Raw genomic sequence first — 20,798 nt, 5'->3', positions numbered from 1 at the left:
TATGTTAACTTAAGACATAAGTTTTACTATTTGGGTCAATTGACAAGTTCAGCCTCTAATTGATGAGTACTCAAAACTCCGACCGATTAGAATTCCCCCTTTGTTAAAAGCGTGCTAACATCCAAATTCTGACAATTACCAATGTCAAAATAATTTCTAGAGGGAATAAGATGTTAAAAACTCAAAAAATCAACATCGTACAAGAATTTGATGCGCCCGTAGACAAGGTCTTTGCAACCTTGAGTGAACATGAAAACCTAAGCAAACTCTTTGCCCCTGCTAAAGTGACTCGCATTAGCAACGGGAAAGACGCACGTAATGGCGTAGGTTCTGCCCGCAAGATGTCTATTCCATTTACCCCTTCATTTGTAGAAACAAATTTAGTCTACAAAGAAAATGAGTTAATCGAATATGCGATTACAAGTGGCCTTAGTCCTATTAAAGCCCACCGTGGCGTAATGAAATTTACTGACTTAGGCAACAATCGTACGCGCTTGGATTACACCATAAGCTTTAAAGGTCGAGTACCGTTTATTGGCCCTATTATTAAAGCAGCCTTACAAGATGGCGTAAGCCGTGGGCTTAAAAAACTGAAGTTTTAATCGCTCATTTAAAAAGTAAAAGGCCCGATCTAGGGCTTTTTATTTGGCCACAAAAACAAAAGCCGACTCGTTAAAGTCAGCTTAATTCCACAGTGTGAGAAAATTGCTTAAATAGTTTTTGTTCGTGGCAATCTTCTATCTATTTTCTTTTTCTAAAATTAATTTACAACTTAGTTATGACTGTTTGATTAAAAAAATCAGTAATACACGTTTAAACACCAAATAATTCACAATTTATTCAGTTAATGTATTTTTATCTACATTTATTAGAGATAATGTATATCAATTACATCTTTAGAAATTTTCTAAAGTTCAGTATGCTGAAATAACCTACTAATAGAAAATAACTAAGACAATGGAACATCAGAGTTTGTTACAGGAATTAAATTCACTTATTGAATATTATTCCAAAAGAACAGATTGTCCACCTACCAGAATTCGTATAGGTTACAAAGCCTATGCAAAACTCATGCAGAATCCAAAATTTGCTGATGAAGTGTCAAACTCTGCTTTAGACCCAAACAAACGTAAATATAAAAAGATGAAAATCAAAGTCACTAAAGATGATGATCAGCTAGAACTCGAATAACTAAAAAGCCCAATGACGGGCTTTTTAGTTTTAAAATGTGTTTGGATTTATCGCTAAGACAGCATTATTAAAAAATAATCTAGTAACTTGTCTCGCTCATCTACACTGTTTTTACTTAAAAGCTGAACCATCGCCCCATCAATCACAAACAAAAACATGTGAGCGTCTTTCATTGAAGCTGTGGCCTTAATGGTTAAAAGCAGTTTATAAATTTCGTTGATTAGCCAAGTTCTATATTCAATCACAACCTGATAAGCCTTTGGATAAAGCTTTTCAATTTCAAAAATCGCTTTAAATGGCAAACGGTAAAATCCTTCTAAGTCAGCATGCAGAAAGTAAATCTGCTTGAGTTTATCAAACACCATTTGTTCACGGTATGAATTGATAATTGAAAGCACTTTTTCTTTTAGCGCATCTTTTTGAAAAGTCAGACACATCTCGATGAGTCGCGCTTTTGAATGAAAGTCGTTATAGAAAGTCGCTTTTGGCGTTTTGGCCTCTGCAATAATTCGGTCCACCCCGACCTTGTGAAATCCATATTGGTTAAATAAGTCTTTTGCTGTGTGAAGCACTCTGAGTGCTCTAAATGAAGATTCTAAATTTTTCATGTATACCGCTTAAAATAATTTTTTGTTGTATATAAAAGAGATAGACATGCCGTCACTCTTAAATTGAGCGTTAAAAACAGGCATGCAAAAGCGGCACTAAATGGTGTGCTCGCCTATCTCGGTTTTATTGTTGCTATGATTTTTTAGTCGTAATGATCTAAGGTCGTAGAAAACCTATAGTCGATTAAACCGTTTTAAAGACCAGTTAGGTGGTATGTATGTAAAGACTTTGGCGTAGGCCAAAAAATAAGAAGAAGAATTAGTACGCATAGCGGACTCCTTTGGCTATAAAGAAGCTTCACCACATTACTGTCAAATAATGGTGGTGAAACGAGAGAAGGTTGACAGACTGATAGCCAAAAGATCAGCACACCCGAAGGTGTCCCCCTCCCGTTCCACCGCAGAGGGGGCACGCAGGGATGCCCACAAAAAAGAGAGACTTTTTCGTGTGCGTTGGCTATCCGACCTGTCAAAGTCGGCTGGCAATGTGGCCAGCACGCAAAGGATAGTATTCGCTTTTGTTGGCGTCAAGCGTAGGACATGACAATCGTATTAAAGTAGAGCGGTTGGGTTCTAAATTATTTTCAAGTTTTAAAGATTAAAAAAACTAATTAAATATTGATATTTAGTATCTGTTTGTCTAGTTATAAAAATTAAATACAAACTCAGGAGTGAATATAATCCTACCAATCTCTCCTAAATAATTAGGGTAGTAGAACGGAAAAGAGTTAGCAGACTGGTGCCAAAGAGACCAGCACATCCTAAGATGTCCTCTTTCCGTCCTACCAGAAAGAAAGGATATTATTCACTTTTCTTGTCGTCAAGAATATAAAATTCTATTCGTATTAAATTAGAACACTTTTTAAATACTATATGTCCATATTAATAACAAAATAATTTATACAAATCACATTTAAAGTTTCAAAGTAATAAAATGTACTTTTTATCTATTATCTCAAAAGATTTAATAAATTTAGATTAAATTACTAGAGGATTGATCTGTTTCCACTTCATCATTATTTATCTCTGACAATTCCTCTTCACCAGACTTATTAAGATTGTCAGAAGAATGCAATTCTTTTATTTTTTCTTGATATTTTTCTTTAAATATTTCTGCTAGTTCAAGATCCATTTTTTGCACATGTTCAGTTGCTGTACTAGAGTCAATACCATTTGGTATATAGTAATTATTATTTATCCTACTTAATACTCGTTCATCCATTAAGTAATCATCACGAATAATACCCATTGTCTGAGAAGCACCTAAATCAAGCATCCTAGCTGTCAAGTCTAAGAATAGACAATAAAGCCTATCCTTGTTTTTATCTATATAGCAGTCATGAATTTCTTTGACCACCCCTATGATGCCGCTCTCTTCTTGAATATTAATAACACTTTGGACGGCTTTATGCATTAGATCTGGTCGATATGGAATTAGTTTAGACTGTTCATTGGTAGTATTAACTAATTCTGGTGTACTGACAGATTCAGAAGTAGACGTATATAAATTATTCGCTGTTTCATCAGCTTGTTCAGCTGGTAAGGGACCTTCAGTAACAATATTTTCTGAGTATCTTGTATTCTCGTATATTGATAGAATAGTACTAATAAAAATTAGCCCTACTCCTAAGAGTGATAACGATATAATAATTTTTTTGCTATTTCTTTTTATCATATTATAAAGACTCAAAAATGGCTTAAATATATAAAGCCCTCTTGAAATATTTATATTGATGTTGACATTAAAATCTTTAGCTAATTTCTGAGTTCTATCTTTGTCATCATAATTTTTTGAAAAATTTCTACTATTTTTCTCTTGCTGCTGAAAATCTTCATACTTCTTCCTTTTTTGATATTCTTGAAAATCTCTCTCTTTTTGCTTTCGTTGATTAAAAGAATTTAATTTTAAATCAAATTCTTTACGTTTTTTTTCATTAGTTAGCACTTCAAGCGCTTCATTAATTAATTGCATTTTTTCATTTGCATCACTCCCTTGGTAACGATCAGGATGATATTTTTGTGCTAAACCTTTATAGGCCAATCTAATAATTTCAACAGGAGCATCTTGAGATACATGCAAAATTTCATAATAATTAATAAATATATTCAAGTAATCTCTCACTTCTATTAATAGAATACGTATTATTCTATCTGTCTTACAATAAAATTATTAGTAAATCCAATCATCAATTGTACGTTTTCTAACTTTTTTATTGGTAAGTAAAATTGGTTTCCCCCAGTTAAATATAGAAACCGAAATTCTTTGCTTTTTACCCATAAAAACAGTATTGAATATTCCTATAATATTTTTAAAAAAAGGCGGCTCCAAATCAGCGTCCAAAGGATATCCCTCTGGATATTTTTTACGCTCATTCCAATTTTTAATTCTTGAAACAATAAAAAGTCCTATTCCAAATAAACCAAGTATAAAAGGTGTACTTAAATATTGTGGTATATCATTACAACTATTTAATAAACTTTTTAGTCCATAGTCTCTCCAAATTAACCATCCACCTATGAAAAATCCAGGAACTATATTTATAATAAATAATAGTAACAATAAGGCAGAAATTCTTTCACCAATAGAGGCTTTAACCTCTTCCGCAGTATGATCAATTGGTATCTCTTGCCCAATAATTCTTCCAGAAATTTCCACTTCAGCCATAGGATTTCCTGTTATAAATATTGGCACTATGAGATATTCTTTTGGATTCATACAATCAAACTGTATATTTATAGTATTTTTATCAGTTATATTTTTTGAATATTTCATCTGATCTTCAATAGATAATATCTTAACATCAATAATATCAGCATCAGATGCAACTTTAATTTGTAAGGGCGTAAGAAAGTCATTAGTAACAATTGCTTGTTTACCTTTATTCCAGATTAAAAGACCTATAACATATACACCTTTAAGCTCCTCGTCATTCTTATAAGTTATATGTAACGGCAAATCTAATGGTATTTCTGCAACAATACCTCTCATTATTAAACGAGCTTCTAATTGCTTATTTAAAGATTTATCTTTGCCCAAAAAAAATTTTACAAGAATCTTAAAAATAGAAATTAATGGAGAAAAAAAACTATTTGATAACATTAGCCAAACTCAAAAAATAATTAAAATACAAAAACTTAACAAATAATAGAAAATTATTTATTTATTTTTGAAACTAATCCTGTAATACCATCAATCGCTGGCATTGTAGGGCCTGACTCAGAAGCAAGTAATCCAGTTTCAGCGCGACTAAATAAAGACTGTAAAATAATTTTTCTAGATTCTTCATCAACCTTTGTTTCGTTACTTAATGCTAAATATACATAAGCTAATTGCTGTCTTTCTTCTGCATCTCGTTGTAAGTGAAATGAACTAAATACTAATCTAGAAAGAACGCGTATTGAAAAAATAAAAGTTGAAATTATTACTGTAAGTAATACAGCTCCCTGTAAACTATGTAATGAAATACTGATTTGCTGTCCTGTAAGCCAATATTTAAATAATAAAGTGAAATAACCAATTCCAATTAATAAAACTACTACTAATAAAACTGACCAAATAACTCCTTGAATCTTAAGCTGCTTTGCTCGTACCTCCCAGTATTTCGCAGGTTTTTCCAACCTCAATTTCTCAGCATATAAGTTTTCAAGTTCTTCATGGCGTCCAATTGCATGTTCTGTCATCTGATTAAAAAAAGTTGAATGATTATTGATTGTACTATCTGAGCGCTCTCGGCAATCTTTAAACCAGTCATTTATATTTCCCTGTAGATTCTCATACCATTTAGAATATTCTTCATTAAACTCCGCAAAAGTTGAGATTTGTTTATTTCTTTCATCTTCCAGTTCATTCCTTAAAGTTATAAATGTACGCTTTTCAGCATATCTTCTTTTATTTAAAAAACTCTCATTTTGGAATAGAAACTCATAGGCCATCATTATTCCAGCAAAAGAATCAAATCGTTGACTGTTATTTTCAACACGATGATTTTTAATTGCATTCCAAAAAGCAACCCCTGACTCATTAGAATATTTATAGGCATCCAATAAAGCCTCTGTATGAGTATTTCCACGATATATCCAATATTGGACGCACCATTGAATAAATTGCGTCTTAGCACCTTCATAATTGTGCTTTAACTGAGCTAAATTATCCGGCTGAGGCTCTAGAAGAACTGCTTTTTCATACAAATCAAAATGTGCAAGAAATTGTTCAGCTTGCTCAGGAAATGTAGGAAAATTTCCTGATAAACTTTTACCGATTTCTTTCCGTTTAGCTAACCAATATTCTTTTTCTAAATTAAGAAAACTTCTTATTTCTTGTCTATTATTAAATTGAAGCTCTTTACCAAAAGTATCCTTTATATTTAAATCAAAATTCATAATAACTCCCAACTATTTATTTAAACTTATTAATTTTTCAATTATTGATAACAAATTAAGAATATAAAATTTTGGTTTTTAATTACATACTAAATTAATTTTTTAAGCTATTTTTATAAAAAAATTTTTCTAATCCATCAACTTTTTACGGCGATACAAGCCACAATCACCTGAAAATAACGCTGCCAACAAACAAGTAATAATGGCATAAGTGGCAACATTCATTCCAAATAGCTCAATGGCTAAAATAATAGAAGTCAACGGCGCCTTACTCGCCCCTGAAAACAAACTGACTAAACCTAAGCCTGCAAGTAATGAAATTGGTAGGTTTAAAACCGCGCCTAAAGCATTACCTAATGTCGCGCCCACATAAAACAATGGCGTAATTTCACCACCTTTAAAACCCGAACCTAAAGTAATGGCGGTAAAAATAGTCTTATTAAAAAAGTCGTAAAACTCAATCGGTACATAAAAAGATGAAATGATTTTATCTGTGCCCAAACCGTTGTATTGCTGATGTGCGGTGAACAAAGTAAGTAACATAATCACAATGCCGCCGACCATGGTTCTTAATGGCAAATAGCGAATATATTTATAAAAGTTATCACTCGCAAAATGAATTGCGGCAATAAAGAATCGTGCCGCTAAACCAAAGACTAGCCCTGCCGCAATCAAACTCATGATCGTGCCAAAATGAATGGCTGGAAATTCACTAATGACATAGTAGACGTGCGGGTGAAGAATATCGAATAGCTCAGGAATGGTCGAGGCTATTAGAGCCGATACAAAACATGGAAAAATAGCCGAATATCTTAAATTACCTAAAGCCGTAATTTCTAAACCATAGATTGCACCTGCCAGAGGCAAACCAAACACCCCAGCAAAGCCAGCACCAATACTGGCAATTAAACAAATTTTTCGGTTATCTTCCGAGATTTTTAAAATATGGCTCAAGTGATCAATTAAAGCACCTGAAAGCTGAACTGCTGGCGCCTCACGCCCTGCCGAACCACCAAACAACTGAGTCAAAATTGATGTAATAAAAATGATAGGGCTCATTCGTTTCGGAATGAATGACTTGGGCTGATGAATTTCATCTAGGAGTAAATGAGTTCCCCGTTCAATAGGCGACCCATACTTTTTAATGAGGTAACCAATGCCAAAACCAACAAAAGGTAAGAAATAGATGAGCCAGTGATGCAGGCTTCTTACTTTGTTTGAAATATCAAAGGCGACAAAAATTAAAGTCGAGGCCAACCCCGCTACGACCCCAATCACAATCGATATGACGAGCCAATAAACACTATATTTTAGAATTTGATCATATTCAGATGAAGGTAGAATTTTCATTCGCGTTCTTCAATTCGCCTATAAAATGGATGCCAAATTCTCAATTTTTTTTATGCTGCCAGCTCATTAAGTGAGAAATGCTTAAACTGGGCTAAAAATTAAAGCTCGCATAGGCGAGCTTTAAATACGGCAATCAATTTTAATATCACCAAACTGTGCGAAATATCTCACAATCAGTTCAGGCTTTCAAGTTGAAAATGGTTAATGATAGCTCTGAAAAAATGGCTGACTTTTTTAATAGATAAGTCATAGATCCAACCCGACTAAACTAAAGCTCAATCAGGTCAAATCACTTGTTCAAATCTTAATTGATCGTACCAATGATCGTATCCGCATGGCAGGTTGCGCCTTTTTCGGCTTCAGTCTGAATAGTGCCACTGCGGTGTGCTAGGACCTGAACTTCCATTTTCATGGCTTCCATAATTGCAACTACTTGCCCTTCTGTCACTTGCTCACCATTTTCAACTTTCCAAGAACTAATCACACCATTAATAGGTGCAAGTAAATGCTCTGCACTTACTTCTGGCTCAGCAGATTGTGCTTGATTTGCTGCTGTGGCTGGCCCTTGTGCAAACATACCCGCAGGTAAACCTAAACGGTGTAGCTTTCCATCAATTTCAATGTAGCTGAGTAGCATCGGTTGTTGATGGTTTGGAATACCTCGTTTCGTCGGCTTTAACTCTTGTTTAAAGTCGTTTTCGATCCAACGCGTGTGTACATTAAACTCGTCGGTAAAGTCAGGTTCATTTAACACCGCACGGTGAAAGTCTAAAACCGATGCCACGCCTTCAATTTTAAATTGCTTCAATGCACGTTTAGCGCGAGCAATTGCAACTTCACGGGTTGGACCAGTCACAATCAATTTTGCCATGAGTGAGTCAAAGTGGCTCGATACCAATGAACCAGTGCGAACGCCTGTATCAACCCGTACACCGTTACCAAACGGTGCCTCGAATAGGCTCAACACACCAAATGCAGGAATAAAACCACGTGCTGGGTCTTCGGCATTAATTCGAAACTCAATCGCATGACCTTGCGCTTTCGGTGTTTCTTTAATAGAAAGTACTTCACCTTGCGCAACACGAATTTGTTCAACCACCAAATCAACTTTTGCCGTTTCTTCGGTCACTGGATGCTCGACTTGTAAACGGGTGTTCACTTCTAAAAATGAAAGTTTTCCGTCACGGCTGAGTAAGTATTCAACCGTTCCTGCACCCACATAGTTTGCTGCCTGACAAATGTTTTTTGCCGAAGTTAAAATTTGTTGATAAATCTCATCGCTAATAAACGGCGCAGGTGCTTCTTCGACTAACTTTTGGTTACGGCGTTGCAACGAACAATCACGTGTGCCAAGTACCACAATATTGCCGTGCTGGTCAGCAATCACCTGAGCTTCTACATGGCGTGGTTTATCTAAATATTGCTCGACAAAACATTCACCACGGCCAAAAGCAGCTTTTGCCTCTCGTACTGCCGACTCATAAAGCTCTTTCACTTCTTCGAGTTTCCACGCAACTTTTAAGCCACGGCCACCGCCACCAAACGCAGCTTTAATGGCAATCGGTAAACCAAACTGTTTGGCAAACTCTAAAGCTTCATCACCATTATTGAGTGGGTCTTGCGTACCCTGAACCAATGGCGCACCCACAGAAGCGGCAATTTTACGCGCTTCGATTTTATCGCCCAGTTTTTCAATGGCACTTGGTGATGGCCCTACCCATTTTAAGCCCGCATCAATCACAGCTTGGGCAAACTCGGCACGTTCAGATAAAAAGCCATAACCCGGATGTACCATGGTCGCTTTCGATTTTTTTGCAATTTCAATAATCGCAGGAATATTTAAATAGGTTTCACTGGCGGTAGCACCAGCCAAGCCCCATGCTTCATCTGCAAGTTCGACATGCATGCTGCCAATATCATCATCTGCATATAACGCGACCGATGAAATGCCCATGTCACGGCAAGCATGAATAATACGAACGGCAATTTCACCACGGTTAGCAATCAATAATTTTTCTGTATTCATCATTCATTCTCAAAATCTGTAAATTCGGCAATTTTTTTAAATTTGATGCGGCAACCTGCCGGAATCTGTGCCACCAAATCCCAATGGTGTTTAGCAACAGAGGCAATGACCGGATATCCGCCCGTTAAAGGGTGATCATTCATAAATAAAACGGGTTGGCCGCTCGGTGGAATCTGTAAAGCGCCAATGCATGTGCCTTCACTTTCCAGCTCGTAGGTAATTTTGCGAGTTAAAGCCTGCTCACCTGAAAGTCTTAGCCCGACTCGGTTGCTTTCATTGGTCACAAGCCATTCTTGCTGACAGAGTAATTCAATACTGTCTTGTTCGAACCAGTCTGTGCGTGGCCCCATTACAATATCTAGCTCGACCACTTCACTAGCTTTTGGCAAGTCGCTTTTACCCACTTCATTTACGCTAATGTTGGCTGCCTTTATCTGTCCCTGGTAAATGGTATCTCCAAGTTTTAAAGGCTCTGGCCCTAGTACCGCCAAACTGTCAAACGATGCACTATTTAAAACCGGTTCAACGTCGATGCCGCCTCGAACTGCCAAATAGTTTCTTAGGCCTGCCGTCGGTGGCTGAATTTGAAACTCATCGCCTTCATCTAACGCAATAGGCTGATAATTTTCAAAGTCGGCGGTTTGACCATCGGCAAATTTCACACGAATGTTTGAAGTTGCCCCAGTCACCGCAATAACGCCCGCATGCTGCATTTTGGCCTTTAAGCCGCCATTTAAAACTTCAATGACAGGCGTATCTGTTGGGTTACCCACAATACGGTTAGCACTATGCATGGCAGATAAATCCATTGCACCTGCAACCCCAACGCCAATATTGGTCTGGTTTAAACGCCCTTGGTCTTGAATGAGCATCTGTAAACTTGGCGCAGTGATCTTAAACAGTGGCACCGATTGTTTAGGCTCAACTGTACGGGTAATTTGCTGCGGTACATTTACGGTTAACGGACTATGTGTAACATCCTCAAAATGTACGGTCATGCCCGGTAAAAGCAATGCAGGGTTTTTTCGCTCTAAATCCCACATTTTTTCCGATGTAGTACCAATGAGCTGCCAGCCACCCGGACTGTCTTTTGGGTAAATACCAGAATATTTACCAGCTAAGCCCAAAGAGCCTGACGGTATTTTTTTACGCGGAACTGTTAAACGTGGAATATCGGTAAAAGGCTTATCGGGACTACTCATATACGCAAAGCCGGGTGCAAAACCAATAAAAGCCACATTCCACACACTTTCGTGATGTTTTCTAATCACATCAGCCACAGATAATCCTTGTAACTCTGCAACCTGAGCAAGGTCTTCGCCATCGTAACGAATCGGTACAATCACTTCTTGGCTGCTACGCTCAAATCCAGAATCAACTTTGAGACTCTGAATTGAAGCAACCAGCGTTTTAAAGTTGGTTTCGATCTCATTAAAAAAAACCAAAATTGTTTTTGCAGCGGGGACTAAATCTTTAATTCCATTCAATTGCGTATTTTGCAATTTATTGTACAACGCCAAAGTTTCCTCTAAGCTCGCAAGCTCAATCAGAAAACAATCGGCGTTTACCGATAAAAAACGCATTTGCTTATCCTTTTAATTCTTCTTTAGTCCAATTAGCCCATCCAAGCGCGGTCAGGAATGTCGGTAATAAACATGTAGCCCGGTGCATGACTAATGGCAAAAGGAATTTTCGAGTTCATGACTGCCGCTTGCGGCGTTACCCCACAAGCCCAAAACACCGGAATTTCACCCGCTTCAATACGAGAAGCATCACCAAAGTCAGGCTTATTTACATCTAAAATTCCTAAGCTTTCAGGGTGTCCAATATGCACCGGCGCACCATGGACACTTGGCATACGCGCGGTAATTTTTACAGCTTCACTAATTTGATGAGATGGAATTGGTCGCATGGAAACCACCATATTTCCTGAAATACGGCCTGCTGGCTGGCACTGAATATTGCTCAGATACATCGGCACATTGGTGTCATCATGAATATGGCGAACTTCAATACCCGCTTCTTGCAAAGCCGTTTCAAATGAAAAACTACAACCAATTAAGAAAGTCACCAAATCAGGATGAGCATTATAAATATCACTCGCATCTGTCACTTCATCGACCATTTCGCCATCTTTCCAAATGCGATAGCGCGGAAAGTCAGTTCGAATGTCTGAGTCTGCCGCGAGCTTGGTCGCATAAATGCCTTCTTCAAGCACATCAAGCACTGGACAGCTTTGCGGATTACGATGCGCATAGAGTAAAAAGTCATATGCCCATTCTTTTGGCACCGAAATCATGTTCACCTGCGTCATGCCCGCAGCCATGCCTGCTGTTGGTTTATCAAAACCTGCACGGATTTTTAAACGCGCATCTAAAGCGGCTTCAAGCTGAGCTGGGTCGACTTTAATATCCTTATACATTGTGCTCATCCTTATGCTTTGTTTACAAACGGGCGGATTTCAATATTGTTTTTTACAAGCTCTGCTTTAATGGCTGCCGACATTTCTAAAGCGCCGTCGGTGTCGCCATGTAGGCAAATGGTGTCGGCTTGAATTGGGGTAAATACACCGTCAATTGACTCTACTCCACCGTTTTTAAGCATTGAAACTACACGACTAGCAACAAATGCCGAGTCGTGTAAAACCGCACCTTCTAGGCGGCGAGACACCAGTGAACCATCGCTGTTATATGCGCGGTCTGCAAATGCTTCAGACACAACTTTTAAGCCAGCCGCACGCGCCTGCTCGACTAAATTTGAACCTGCCAAAGCCACCAAAACCAGTTCAGGGTTGTACATTCTAATCGCATCAATCACGGCTGCTGCCTGAACTTGGTCATGTGCAATGGTGTTATAAAGTGCGCCATGCGGTTTAACATATTGCACTTTTGAGCCTGCTACTTTTGCCAAACCATCCAGTGCAGAAATTTGGTAAAGCACGTCTGCAATAAGCTCGTCACGTGACAAATCCATATTACGGCGGCCAAAACCGACAAGGTCAGGATAAGAGACATGAGCGCCAATCGTCACGCCCAGTTCAACGGCTTTACGAACCGTTTTTAAAATGCCAAGCGGGTCGCCAGCATGGAAGCCGCAAGCAATGTTGGCACTGGTCACGACAGGTAAAATCTGGTCATCATTGCCCATTTTCCATGAGCCAAAGCTTTCACCCAAATCACTATTTAAATCTACAAACATGGCATCATTCCTTTATCACTTAACAAAGTCTGGCTTAAAGCTTCGTCAAATAGTTAAACACTGTAGTAAACGACATATAGCCCATCCACCACGTTAACAGACATGTTAATCCACCAATAATAATTAACCATTTTGGATAATTATAATTACCCATTAAATCTTTACGACACGCTGCAACATACAGAAAAATTGTAAGACCAATTGGCAACACCAAACCGTTAAAACCACCTACAAAAATGAGTAGACCTGCCGGAGTCGCACCTAATAACACATAGAGTAATAAGGCTAATGCAATAAAGGTAATGGTCGTATAGTTGGTTTGCTTTGGCGTTAAGTTCTTTTTAAATGCAGTAAAGAATGAAACAGAAGTATATGCTGCGCCAATGGTGCTACTAATGCCCGCTGCCCAGAAAATTAAACCAAATAATTTATAGCCAAATGTGCCCGCGGCATATTGGAATGCTTGAGCTGCCGGATTGGCATCATGGCTAGCTAAATCAATATTGGCACCACTCACCACCACACCTAAAAATGCTAAAAACAGCACATAGCGCATGATGCCGACTACAATAATGCCCTTGGTTGCAGCTTTAGCAACTTCATCAATATTTTCAGGGCCAACAGCACCTTTATCGAGTAAACGGTGTGCACCTGCATAGCAGATATAACCACCTACAGTACCACCCACAATGGTCGTAATGATTGCAAAGTCGATCTGGTCTGGAGCGAAAGTTTGATGTACCGCTTGTCCAACAGGTGGCATCACAATTGCCGCAACAATAATAATCAGGACAATTTTAAGCAATCCCAACACGATCATGCTTTTATCCATGGCAAGCGTGGCTTTTCTTGAGGCAAAAATCAAAATGGCCAATGCGCCACTTAAAATGCCGCCCCATTTAGTGTCTAGACCAAAAAGCGCATTGAGACCTAAAGCAGCACCAGCAATGTTGCCGACACTAAAGAAAAATCCGCCTAAAATCACAAGGAACGCGAGTAAGTAGCCACTACCCGGCAATGCTTTATTGGCAATATCAGATGCACGCATTTGGGTCAGTGTGACCACTCGCCAAATGTTTTGTTGAACAACATAATCAATCAGAATTGAAACTAAAATTGCAAAGCCAAATGCCGCGCCTAACTTGACTGTAAATACAGCAGTTTGGGTTAAAAAGCCGGGCCCCATTGCAGAGGTCGCCATCATAAAGATCGAGGCAACAATGGCCCATTGGCGATCTGATAAAAAAGAAGATTTCAGTAAAGACATATTAATGCGTTCCTCATCCATTTGAGCTTAACAACGCTATTTTCAGGTTGAACCAAGAACATCATTTTTCCCAAACAATATTCTTTAATCCTTTTAAATGACAAAGATTCCCTGTTCCCCAATCAATACAATCGGTGATCAAATCTTGTATTTAAGATAAAAACATAGCTAATCCCTACGAACAATAAGACTTTTTACATAAAGTAAGAATTATAAGCTATTGATTTTTATATTTTTTAAAATTAATCATAAACAAGGATAATATTTACTTATCGATGTAGATAAGCTGCTTTTATGGTTTCACATAAAAAACAGCTTCTTAAAACAATAAAAATAGTGACAAGAAATATTCGAAAACAGCCTAGTTTTTAATTTGTTCATTGAGTCTTTTCATGGCGCTCATCGAGACCTTCACCGCAACATCGGTCAATTTTTCTTTTAAAGCAACATCATTCCCTTGAATGTAAATAGAAGTGAAATGAAAGGTCTTTAACTGAATGGGGGTATTTAATACCTCTAATCGACCATCCATAATTTCTTTTAACGCCGTTAAGGTTGGCACAACAGCAATACCTAAGCCCTGTTCGGCTAAACGCAATAAAGTTGCGAGTGAATAACTGGTAATTGAAAGTGGTTCATCAATTCCTTGTTCTTTCATTCTTGCTTTCAATTCTTTATAGGGATAGGTAATTTTTGGATAAGTTAAAATGGTATGAGACATAAGAGTTTTAAAAGACATTTGAGCAAAACCACCTTTAAATGATGGTGAAGCCAAGAAACTCAGCTCGAAATCACATAGTGCCTGCTCAATACATTCAAAAGCTAACGTTGGCCCAAGCAAAAAGGCCATGTCCAAGTCCCCTGTCCGAACGCCTTCTTGTAAGTTTGGTGTCAGATCTACCACAATTTCGACTGAAATTTTTGGGAACTCCTGTTGAACTTTTTCGATATATTCAACTAACCACGTATAAACGATTGTTTCTGAAACACCTAAACGAATGGTGCCAGTCAGGTGCTGATTTTCGGTAAGCTCAGCAACCAGATCTGTCTCTAAACGCATAAATTTTTCGGCATATTTAAATAACGTGATGCCTTTATGGGTCGGTTTAAATTGCCGATAACTTCGATCTAAAATTTTAAAACCTAATTCATTTTCAAGAGATGTGATTTTTTGAGAGACCGCAGGCTGTGTGGTTTGCAATTTTGCCGCAGCCTTATTGAAGCTATTTAAAGTGACGACCCAATAAAATGCTTCCAGATTTTTTAAATTCACTTTTCATCCTGTATTCAATAACTCCTCTACTTTTATAGTATGGGAGCTTTTAGCGTAGTAAGGCTAGCAATAAATAATTTTTTAAATAAAGTTAGTCATCCAAATTTCTAAATACTTTAGAAAGCTGACTAATCGTTTTAATCTGTTTCGCATAGCGACGGCATGACCGGCAGGCTAATAGATGCAGTTGTAAACCACTTTGCTCACGTAAAAACAACGGCCTATCTTGCTTTTCGGACAATAATTGAGTGGCTTGTCGACATGTCAGCATGAACAATCCTCCTTCAACAACCATTTATTTTCTAGACACTCACGTAATCGGGTACGACTTCGATACATCAGCACATTAAAATTCGAGATAGAAATTTCCAGCTTGCTACAAATTTCATTGGAACTAAGCTCAATCACTTCTCTCAACATAAAAACCTGAGCATATTTGGCTGGCAAATGATCTAAACAGGCTTCAAAAATTATCCAGAAATCTGACTGCTCAATCATTTTTTCAGGGCTTTGCCATGCTTGAGGTGCTTCATATTTGTGCCAGTGCCCCGAGGCATCAAACAATTCATCAATACTAAGTTCACTTTCTTCATCTTTAAACAATTCAGACATTGTGACCAAGCGTGACTTTTGCCGAACCACATCAATAATTTTATTTTTTAAAATGGCAAAGACCCAAGTTTTGAAAGCGGCGCGCCCTTTAAATGAATCTAAATGCTGAAAAGCGCTGGTCAATGCCTCTTGCACCACATCTTCAGCTTGAGGAAGCGAGGACAACTGTAAAAATGCAAATTTTATCATCTGCTGTCTTAAGTCTTGTAAAAAGACTGGATTATGCAGTTGATCCCCTATTTCTTCATGATCTGATGCAACGGCTGAAGTCATCCTTATACCTCTTTAAAATCATGGGGAATTCGAATTAATCGTAGTCGGATTAATAAGGTTTTTAGTTCTTGAATTTGCAGATAAATATCAGACTCAGACAAGTCAGCGAGTGCAGATTGAATGAGTGTGTGAATATCTTCATCAGTTAACTGTATACCTTGATTTAGCTGTTCAATCACCATGGCAAATAATGGAGAACGCTGTTCGATACATACTTTATCCTGTTCATCGCGCCAGACCATGATTGCACCTGGCATAAGTTCAACTTGTTCTAGTGTCATTAAAGTAGACCAGAGATAAACGGGATATTGATAAACCAATACCCATACTTTGGTGGTTAACTGCCAATTATAATTTTCATGCAAAATGACATCTTCAATTTCAACAGTATCTAAATACAGTTCAAGCCATTCAAACTGTAATAATTCAGCCAACCAAGGATATTCTTGCAATATCGGGTGCCGTTGATCTGTCAAATATTCTCTAAATTCTAAAGAGATATCATTGTATAAAGGTGAGCGACACTCAGCTTTTTGAAAAAATTCAGAAAGTAATTGTTGCCACTTTAATTCTGGTAACATCGCGCGAGCCACAGGATAAACTAAGTCAATAAATGAACTGACATTATTAAAAAGCAAATCCCGATAAATTTGCATTCTTTCGACAGGAAGTTCTTGAGGGATTTCCAAATCAGGATCTCTAATCCAGTCACAAAACTGTTGTTGCATGGTTTGGAAGGATATTTGATTTCCGTTCATAACCACTCTCCTGTTGTTGAATTATTTTAATTTTGGCGAGTTCCTCTTCTAATTCTTGCCATGATGGAATATTAAAGTCGCGCTCAAGTAAAGTTGGTTTCACACCACAGACTTGATAGGTATATCTCAGTAGTTCCCACACACGGTCACAAACCTCTGCCCCATGCGTATCAATTAACAAATTTTTCTGAACTTGTTCATGTCCGGCAATATGTAAATAACGGATTCGTTCTTTTGGCATGTCCCGAATAAATCCAAATGCATCACTGCCATGATTAATACTATTGACGTAGACATTATTTACATCCAGAAGCAAATCACAGTCTGCAAATTGAAGCACTTCACGAATGAACTCAGCTTCACTCATTTCAGCATTGGGCATTAAATATGTAGAAACATTCTCTATGACTAATCTTTTTCCTAAAATGTCTTGAACACGTAAAATACGTTCAGCGACATATTGAACAGCCGCTTCTGTCATTGGAATTGGCAACAAATCATATAAATAGCCGCCATCATTTGTATAACTTAAATGTTCAGAATAAATTGGCACATCATATTGTTCTAAAAAACTTTTTACTTTACCGATAAATTCGAGATTAAGTGGATGCGGCCCTCCAATAGATAATGACAAGCCGTGACAAATTAATGGGGCTTTTTCAATACACTGTGCGAGTAATTTCGCATGCCGCCCACCAAACCCCAGCCAATTTTCAGGGGCAACTTCAATAAAGTCCGGATATGTTTTAGCATCTAAAAACGAATCTATAAAATCACGCCTTAAACCAAGTCCTACACCTGACAACTCCATCATGGTGATTTCTCCTTTTGGAAATGATGCCGACACTTATCAGAAGGTCGACATCACCCATATTTAGATTGTTTATTTAGCGCCACACTTACCATCAGCGACTTTTTTATCTGCACCACACTTGCCGTCTGCTGCTTTTTTGGTTGCTCCACATTTACCATCTGCTGCTTTTTTATCTGCTCCACATTTTGCTTCAGCAGACTTTTCATGTTTTTTCATTTTGTTGGCGCCGCATTTCGCTTCACCGCATTTGCCATCTGCTGCTTTGGTTGCATGCATTTCAGTGGTTGTATTGGTTGCTGCTACAGCCATTTGCGTAGCACCTGCAACTGAAAGTGCTAATAATGCTGCGACTGAAGTCATTGAGTTGAGTTTGTTCATTTTCGTATTCCTTTAATGATAATTTCTCGGTTTGTACATGGGTACATAAAGTTAGACGGACCAAATCCTTTTTTATTACACCGTAAATAAATTTTTTTTATGTAAGAAATACAGTTTTCATCCGACTAATTACTATTCAATCGTATTGGATGTGAAATTATCATGAAGAACTTTATTTATGGCTTATCTCAATATTATCAAAATCTCGGTAAGTCTCTACAACATATTGATGGCATTGCAGCACTGGCTATTCGATTGTATCTCGTTCCAATATTTTGGATGGCAGGCACAAATAAATTGATGCACTTCAGTGACATTGTAGAATGGTTTGGCAATTCAGATGGAGGTTTAGGACTTCCTTTTCCCTATTTAATGGCTCTACTTGCAACGTCAACTGAACTGGCAGGTGCAATACTCTTAACATTTGGTCTGTTTACCCGTTTAATTAGTATTCCCCTCATTATTACCATGTTGGTTGCAATATTTACGGTACACCTACCCAATGGCTGGCAAGCAATTGCAGACCCACATGCACCTTTCGCCAACATGCAAGTATTAGCTTCGGCTGAAAAGTTAGATAAAGCTCGAGAGATCCTGCAAAACTATGGCAACTATGACTGGCTTACGTCGAGTGGTTCATTTGTTGTTTTAAACAATGGAATTGAATTTGCAGCCACCTATATAGTCATGCTCGTTGCTCTACTTGTACTTGGAGGCGGCCGTTATTTTAGCTTAGATTATTGGATTAAGAATAAGCTGCTCTAATCAACTATTGCACCAGCGGTCATATTCACAATAGTTGCCGTCATCGAGTTCGCATGTTCCGATGCAAGAAAAGCGACGGTTTCAGCAACCTGAGAAAGTGTAGGTAAACGCTTTAGCATGGTGCTCTGAGCAGCACCTTCAAGCCATTGTCCTATGCTAAGTCCCATTGCTTGTGCTTTAGACTCAAATAATTCACGCGTGTAAGAACCTGCTTGAACCGCATCAACAATTGCATGTGAGCGCACACCGAGTACCCGTATATTTTTAGAACCTAACTCACTGGCAAGCGCCTTAATAAATGCCTCAATTCCAGCACAGCCCACAATATGTCCGAGATGTCCCGGTATCGCCATTCGTGCTGAAGGTGCCACAATCGAAATGATGGTTCCGCCACGCTCACCACCCATATAAGGAACTACAGCTTTCGATATATTAAACTGAGCCGTTAGAAATGGCTGTATTCCCCCTACAAACTCGTTAAGATTTAATTCCAAAAGTTCTTTGCCTTGATCATGCATAAAACTCGTTGCATTGATGACTAAATCTAAACCACTCGTATTTTGAGCAATTTGACCGACTGCTTCACTTGTTGCCTGACTGTCGAGCACATCAACACTAACCGTATGTACCACTCCTCCAGATTTTTGAAGTTGTGCTGCGATGTGTTGAAGTTTGTCTAGATTTCTTGCGCATAAATAGACATGCGCCCCTTCACGAATTAAAACCTGTGCAATCGCAGTGCCAATTGCCCCACTGCCTCCAAAGACTAACGCTACTTTTCCATTGAGCAACATACGGCATCCTCTTCTTATTGTGCGTCCTGATTAAGTTATGGCACACAATCAAATATGATGCAATTTTATACAACGTAAAGCTTAATTAGATCATTAAAGCCAGTGTGCATTGGGTCGATTGCACAACGCAGGCTATTTCACTTGAACAAAAATAATATCCAGATCCTTTTCAGGAACAAACTTGGTTTTGGTCATTTGAAATTGTGTTGGACTAATTTTGTTAACTTTGCCATCCCAACAAAATGAAACCAGTTCATTTTTATCACGCTCAATTGTTAACTTAAAATTTTCAATTGGCTTTGCCCAATTTGCGCCTGTCGTCAAAATATAGCCCAAAGCACTAAACGGCGAATGTTCTGCTTGGGCTTTTTTAAGACCCTGCTTAAATTGTTTATCCATGCAAAATTGCCGGCTATCTTCATCGGGGTATAGCGCAACAGAGCCGCCGACTAAAGGCTTATACTCATGATGAATTTTAGTTTGGCTATTGGCTTTAAAAGTTTGCTTCCAGCTATAAATCACTTGAGATGACCACGGAATCACATCTTCTTTTTTAAAATTGGCTAAGATTTTTTGTATTTGTGGCTTCTTACATTGTTTTAGCTTATCTACATAATATTCATAATCATAATTACTACGTGCCCACGGATTTAGCATGTCTTTTTCACTAAAACCACACTGCTTAAACTCATCTGTTGCATCAATTAATGGTGATTTTTCATCTTTTTGAATAAACGTTCTGACATGCATGTCCAGTTTTATATTTTTACCATCCACCACAATCTTAAAGCTTTTTAAAAGCTGTTCAGTGTGAGCAAAATCAGATTCGAAGAAATTATCAATACGAGGTAGCGGAAACAAAATAGTTTCAGTGACATCTTTATTGCTTAGGTTTTTATAAAGATAGTCAACTTTAATCATCTTTTTACTAATAAATAGATCTTCACTTTGCATCGCAACTTGTGAATTTTTAAGATATTGAATGCCGCCTGTACCGACATACCCCGTAGAATCATTGGCTAGGGTGTAAGTCGATAGTGGAATCAAAACAGCAAAGGCCATTGTCAGTTTTTTCATTTTTAAGTGCTCTATATCGTTTTTCATTATGAAA

General features: G+C 37.9%; 21 protein-coding genes. 3 read left to right on the top strand and 18 right to left on the bottom strand.

Annotated elements, in window-relative coordinates:
• Window positions 1–170: 170 nt before the first annotated feature.
• Both I5515_RS05115 and I5515_RS05110 read left to right on the top strand, forming a co-directional pair.
• Window positions 171–602, top strand: a complete 432-nt coding sequence (locus I5515_RS05115) for an SRPBCC family protein (protein ID WP_199965069.1) — start codon at window positions 171–173, stop codon at window positions 600–602.
• 355 nt (window positions 603–957) lie between these two features.
• Window positions 958–1,191, top strand: coding sequence for a hypothetical protein (locus tag I5515_RS05110; RefSeq protein ID WP_199965068.1), 234 nt, complete (start codon window positions 958–960; stop codon window positions 1,189–1,191).
• A 53-nt stretch (window positions 1,192–1,244) separates the two neighbouring features.
• Here the strand turns inward: I5515_RS05110 and I5515_RS05105 are convergent, their stop codons facing one another.
• From I5515_RS05105 to I5515_RS05030, 16 genes are all read right to left on the bottom strand, one after another.
• Complete coding sequence (locus I5515_RS05105; protein WP_199965067.1) at window positions 1,245–1,799, bottom strand: TetR/AcrR family transcriptional regulator; 555 nt, start codon at window positions 1,797–1,799, stop codon at window positions 1,245–1,247.
• 973 nt (window positions 1,800–2,772) lie between these two features.
• The gene (locus I5515_RS05100; RefSeq protein ID WP_199965066.1) at window positions 2,773–3,909 is read right to left on the bottom strand and encodes a J domain-containing protein; all 1,137 of its coding nucleotides are present in this window, start codon (window positions 3,907–3,909) and stop codon (window positions 2,773–2,775) included.
• A 60-nt stretch (window positions 3,910–3,969) separates the two neighbouring features.
• Complete coding sequence (locus tag I5515_RS05095; RefSeq protein WP_199965065.1) at window positions 3,970–4,899, bottom strand: hypothetical protein; 930 nt, start codon at window positions 4,897–4,899, stop codon at window positions 3,970–3,972.
• A 53-nt stretch (window positions 4,900–4,952) separates the two neighbouring features.
• Window positions 4,953–6,179, bottom strand: coding sequence for a DUF6161 domain-containing protein (locus I5515_RS05090; RefSeq protein WP_199965064.1), 1,227 nt, complete (start codon window positions 6,177–6,179; stop codon window positions 4,953–4,955).
• A gap of 129 nt (window positions 6,180–6,308) precedes the next feature.
• Window positions 6,309–7,529: a chloride channel protein gene (locus I5515_RS05085; protein ID WP_199965063.1), complete on the bottom strand. Its 1,221-nt coding sequence runs from the start codon at window positions 7,527–7,529 to the stop codon at window positions 6,309–6,311.
• Between the two features lie 304 nt (window positions 7,530–7,833).
• Window positions 7,834–9,555 (bottom strand): acetyl/propionyl/methylcrotonyl-CoA carboxylase subunit alpha, encoded by a 1,722-nt coding sequence (locus I5515_RS05080; RefSeq protein ID WP_199965510.1) that lies wholly within the window; start codon window positions 9,553–9,555, stop codon window positions 7,834–7,836.
• Window positions 9,555–11,138: an urea amidolyase family protein gene (locus tag I5515_RS05075; RefSeq protein ID WP_199965062.1), complete on the bottom strand. Its 1,584-nt coding sequence runs from the start codon at window positions 11,136–11,138 to the stop codon at window positions 9,555–9,557. Before I5515_RS05075 ends, I5515_RS05080 begins: the two co-directional genes overlap by 1 nt.
• Before the next feature lie 32 nt (window positions 11,139–11,170).
• A complete protein-coding gene (locus I5515_RS05070; RefSeq protein WP_199965061.1) occupies window positions 11,171–11,986 on the bottom strand; it encodes a putative hydro-lyase in 816 nt (271 codons plus the stop codon).
• 2 nt (window positions 11,987–11,988) lie between these two features.
• The gene (locus I5515_RS05065) at window positions 11,989–12,753 is read right to left on the bottom strand and encodes a LamB/YcsF family protein (RefSeq protein WP_199965060.1); all 765 of its coding nucleotides are present in this window, start codon (window positions 12,751–12,753) and stop codon (window positions 11,989–11,991) included.
• A 34-nt stretch (window positions 12,754–12,787) separates the two neighbouring features.
• Window positions 12,788–14,041, bottom strand: coding sequence for an NRAMP family divalent metal transporter (locus I5515_RS05060; protein WP_199965059.1), 1,254 nt, complete (start codon window positions 14,039–14,041; stop codon window positions 12,788–12,790).
• A gap of 340 nt (window positions 14,042–14,381) precedes the next feature.
• Window positions 14,382–15,293: a LysR family transcriptional regulator gene (mumR, locus tag I5515_RS05055; protein ID WP_199965058.1), complete on the bottom strand. Its 912-nt coding sequence runs from the start codon at window positions 15,291–15,293 to the stop codon at window positions 14,382–14,384.
• 91 nt (window positions 15,294–15,384) lie between these two features.
• A complete protein-coding gene (locus tag I5515_RS05050) occupies window positions 15,385–15,564 on the bottom strand; it encodes a zf-HC2 domain-containing protein (RefSeq protein WP_199965057.1) in 180 nt (59 codons plus the stop codon).
• Window positions 15,558–16,178, bottom strand: a complete 621-nt coding sequence (locus tag I5515_RS05045; protein WP_199965056.1) for an RNA polymerase factor sigma-70 — start codon at window positions 16,176–16,178, stop codon at window positions 15,558–15,560. The genes I5515_RS05050 and I5515_RS05045 overlap by 7 nt, the downstream gene beginning before the upstream one ends.
• 2 nt (window positions 16,179–16,180) lie before the next feature.
• Window positions 16,181–16,936 (bottom strand): DUF2063 domain-containing protein, encoded by a 756-nt coding sequence (locus I5515_RS05040; RefSeq protein ID WP_199965055.1) that lies wholly within the window; start codon window positions 16,934–16,936, stop codon window positions 16,181–16,183.
• Complete coding sequence (locus I5515_RS05035) at window positions 16,887–17,750, bottom strand: DUF692 domain-containing protein (RefSeq protein ID WP_199965054.1); 864 nt, start codon at window positions 17,748–17,750, stop codon at window positions 16,887–16,889. Before I5515_RS05035 ends, I5515_RS05040 begins: the two co-directional genes overlap by 50 nt.
• A 69-nt stretch (window positions 17,751–17,819) precedes the next feature.
• Complete coding sequence (locus I5515_RS05030; RefSeq protein WP_199965053.1) at window positions 17,820–18,128, bottom strand: hypothetical protein; 309 nt, start codon at window positions 18,126–18,128, stop codon at window positions 17,820–17,822.
• Between the two features lie 162 nt (window positions 18,129–18,290).
• On the opposite strand from I5515_RS05030, the gene I5515_RS05025 reads away from it, so the two are divergent.
• A complete protein-coding gene (locus tag I5515_RS05025) occupies window positions 18,291–18,893 on the top strand; it encodes a DoxX family protein (protein WP_199965052.1) in 603 nt (200 codons plus the stop codon).
• Here the strand turns inward: I5515_RS05025 and I5515_RS05020 are convergent.
• Both I5515_RS05020 and I5515_RS05015 read right to left on the bottom strand, forming a co-directional pair.
• The gene (locus I5515_RS05020) at window positions 18,890–19,687 is read right to left on the bottom strand and encodes an SDR family NAD(P)-dependent oxidoreductase (RefSeq protein WP_199965051.1); all 798 of its coding nucleotides are present in this window, start codon (window positions 19,685–19,687) and stop codon (window positions 18,890–18,892) included. The genes I5515_RS05025 and I5515_RS05020 overlap by 4 nt on opposite strands.
• A gap of 132 nt (window positions 19,688–19,819) precedes the next feature.
• On the bottom strand, window positions 19,820–20,764 hold the full coding sequence (locus I5515_RS05015) for a DUF4424 family protein (RefSeq protein WP_199965050.1): 945 nt from the start codon (window positions 20,762–20,764) through the stop codon (window positions 19,820–19,822).
• Window positions 20,765–20,798 lie beyond the last annotated feature (34 nt).

The sequence above is a fragment of the Acinetobacter calcoaceticus genome, assembly GCF_016508255.1.
In the GTDB taxonomy this organism is placed as follows: Bacteria; Pseudomonadota; Gammaproteobacteria; order Pseudomonadales; family Moraxellaceae; genus Acinetobacter; species Acinetobacter calcoaceticus_E.
This window is presented reverse-complemented; position numbering and strand designations above follow the sequence as displayed.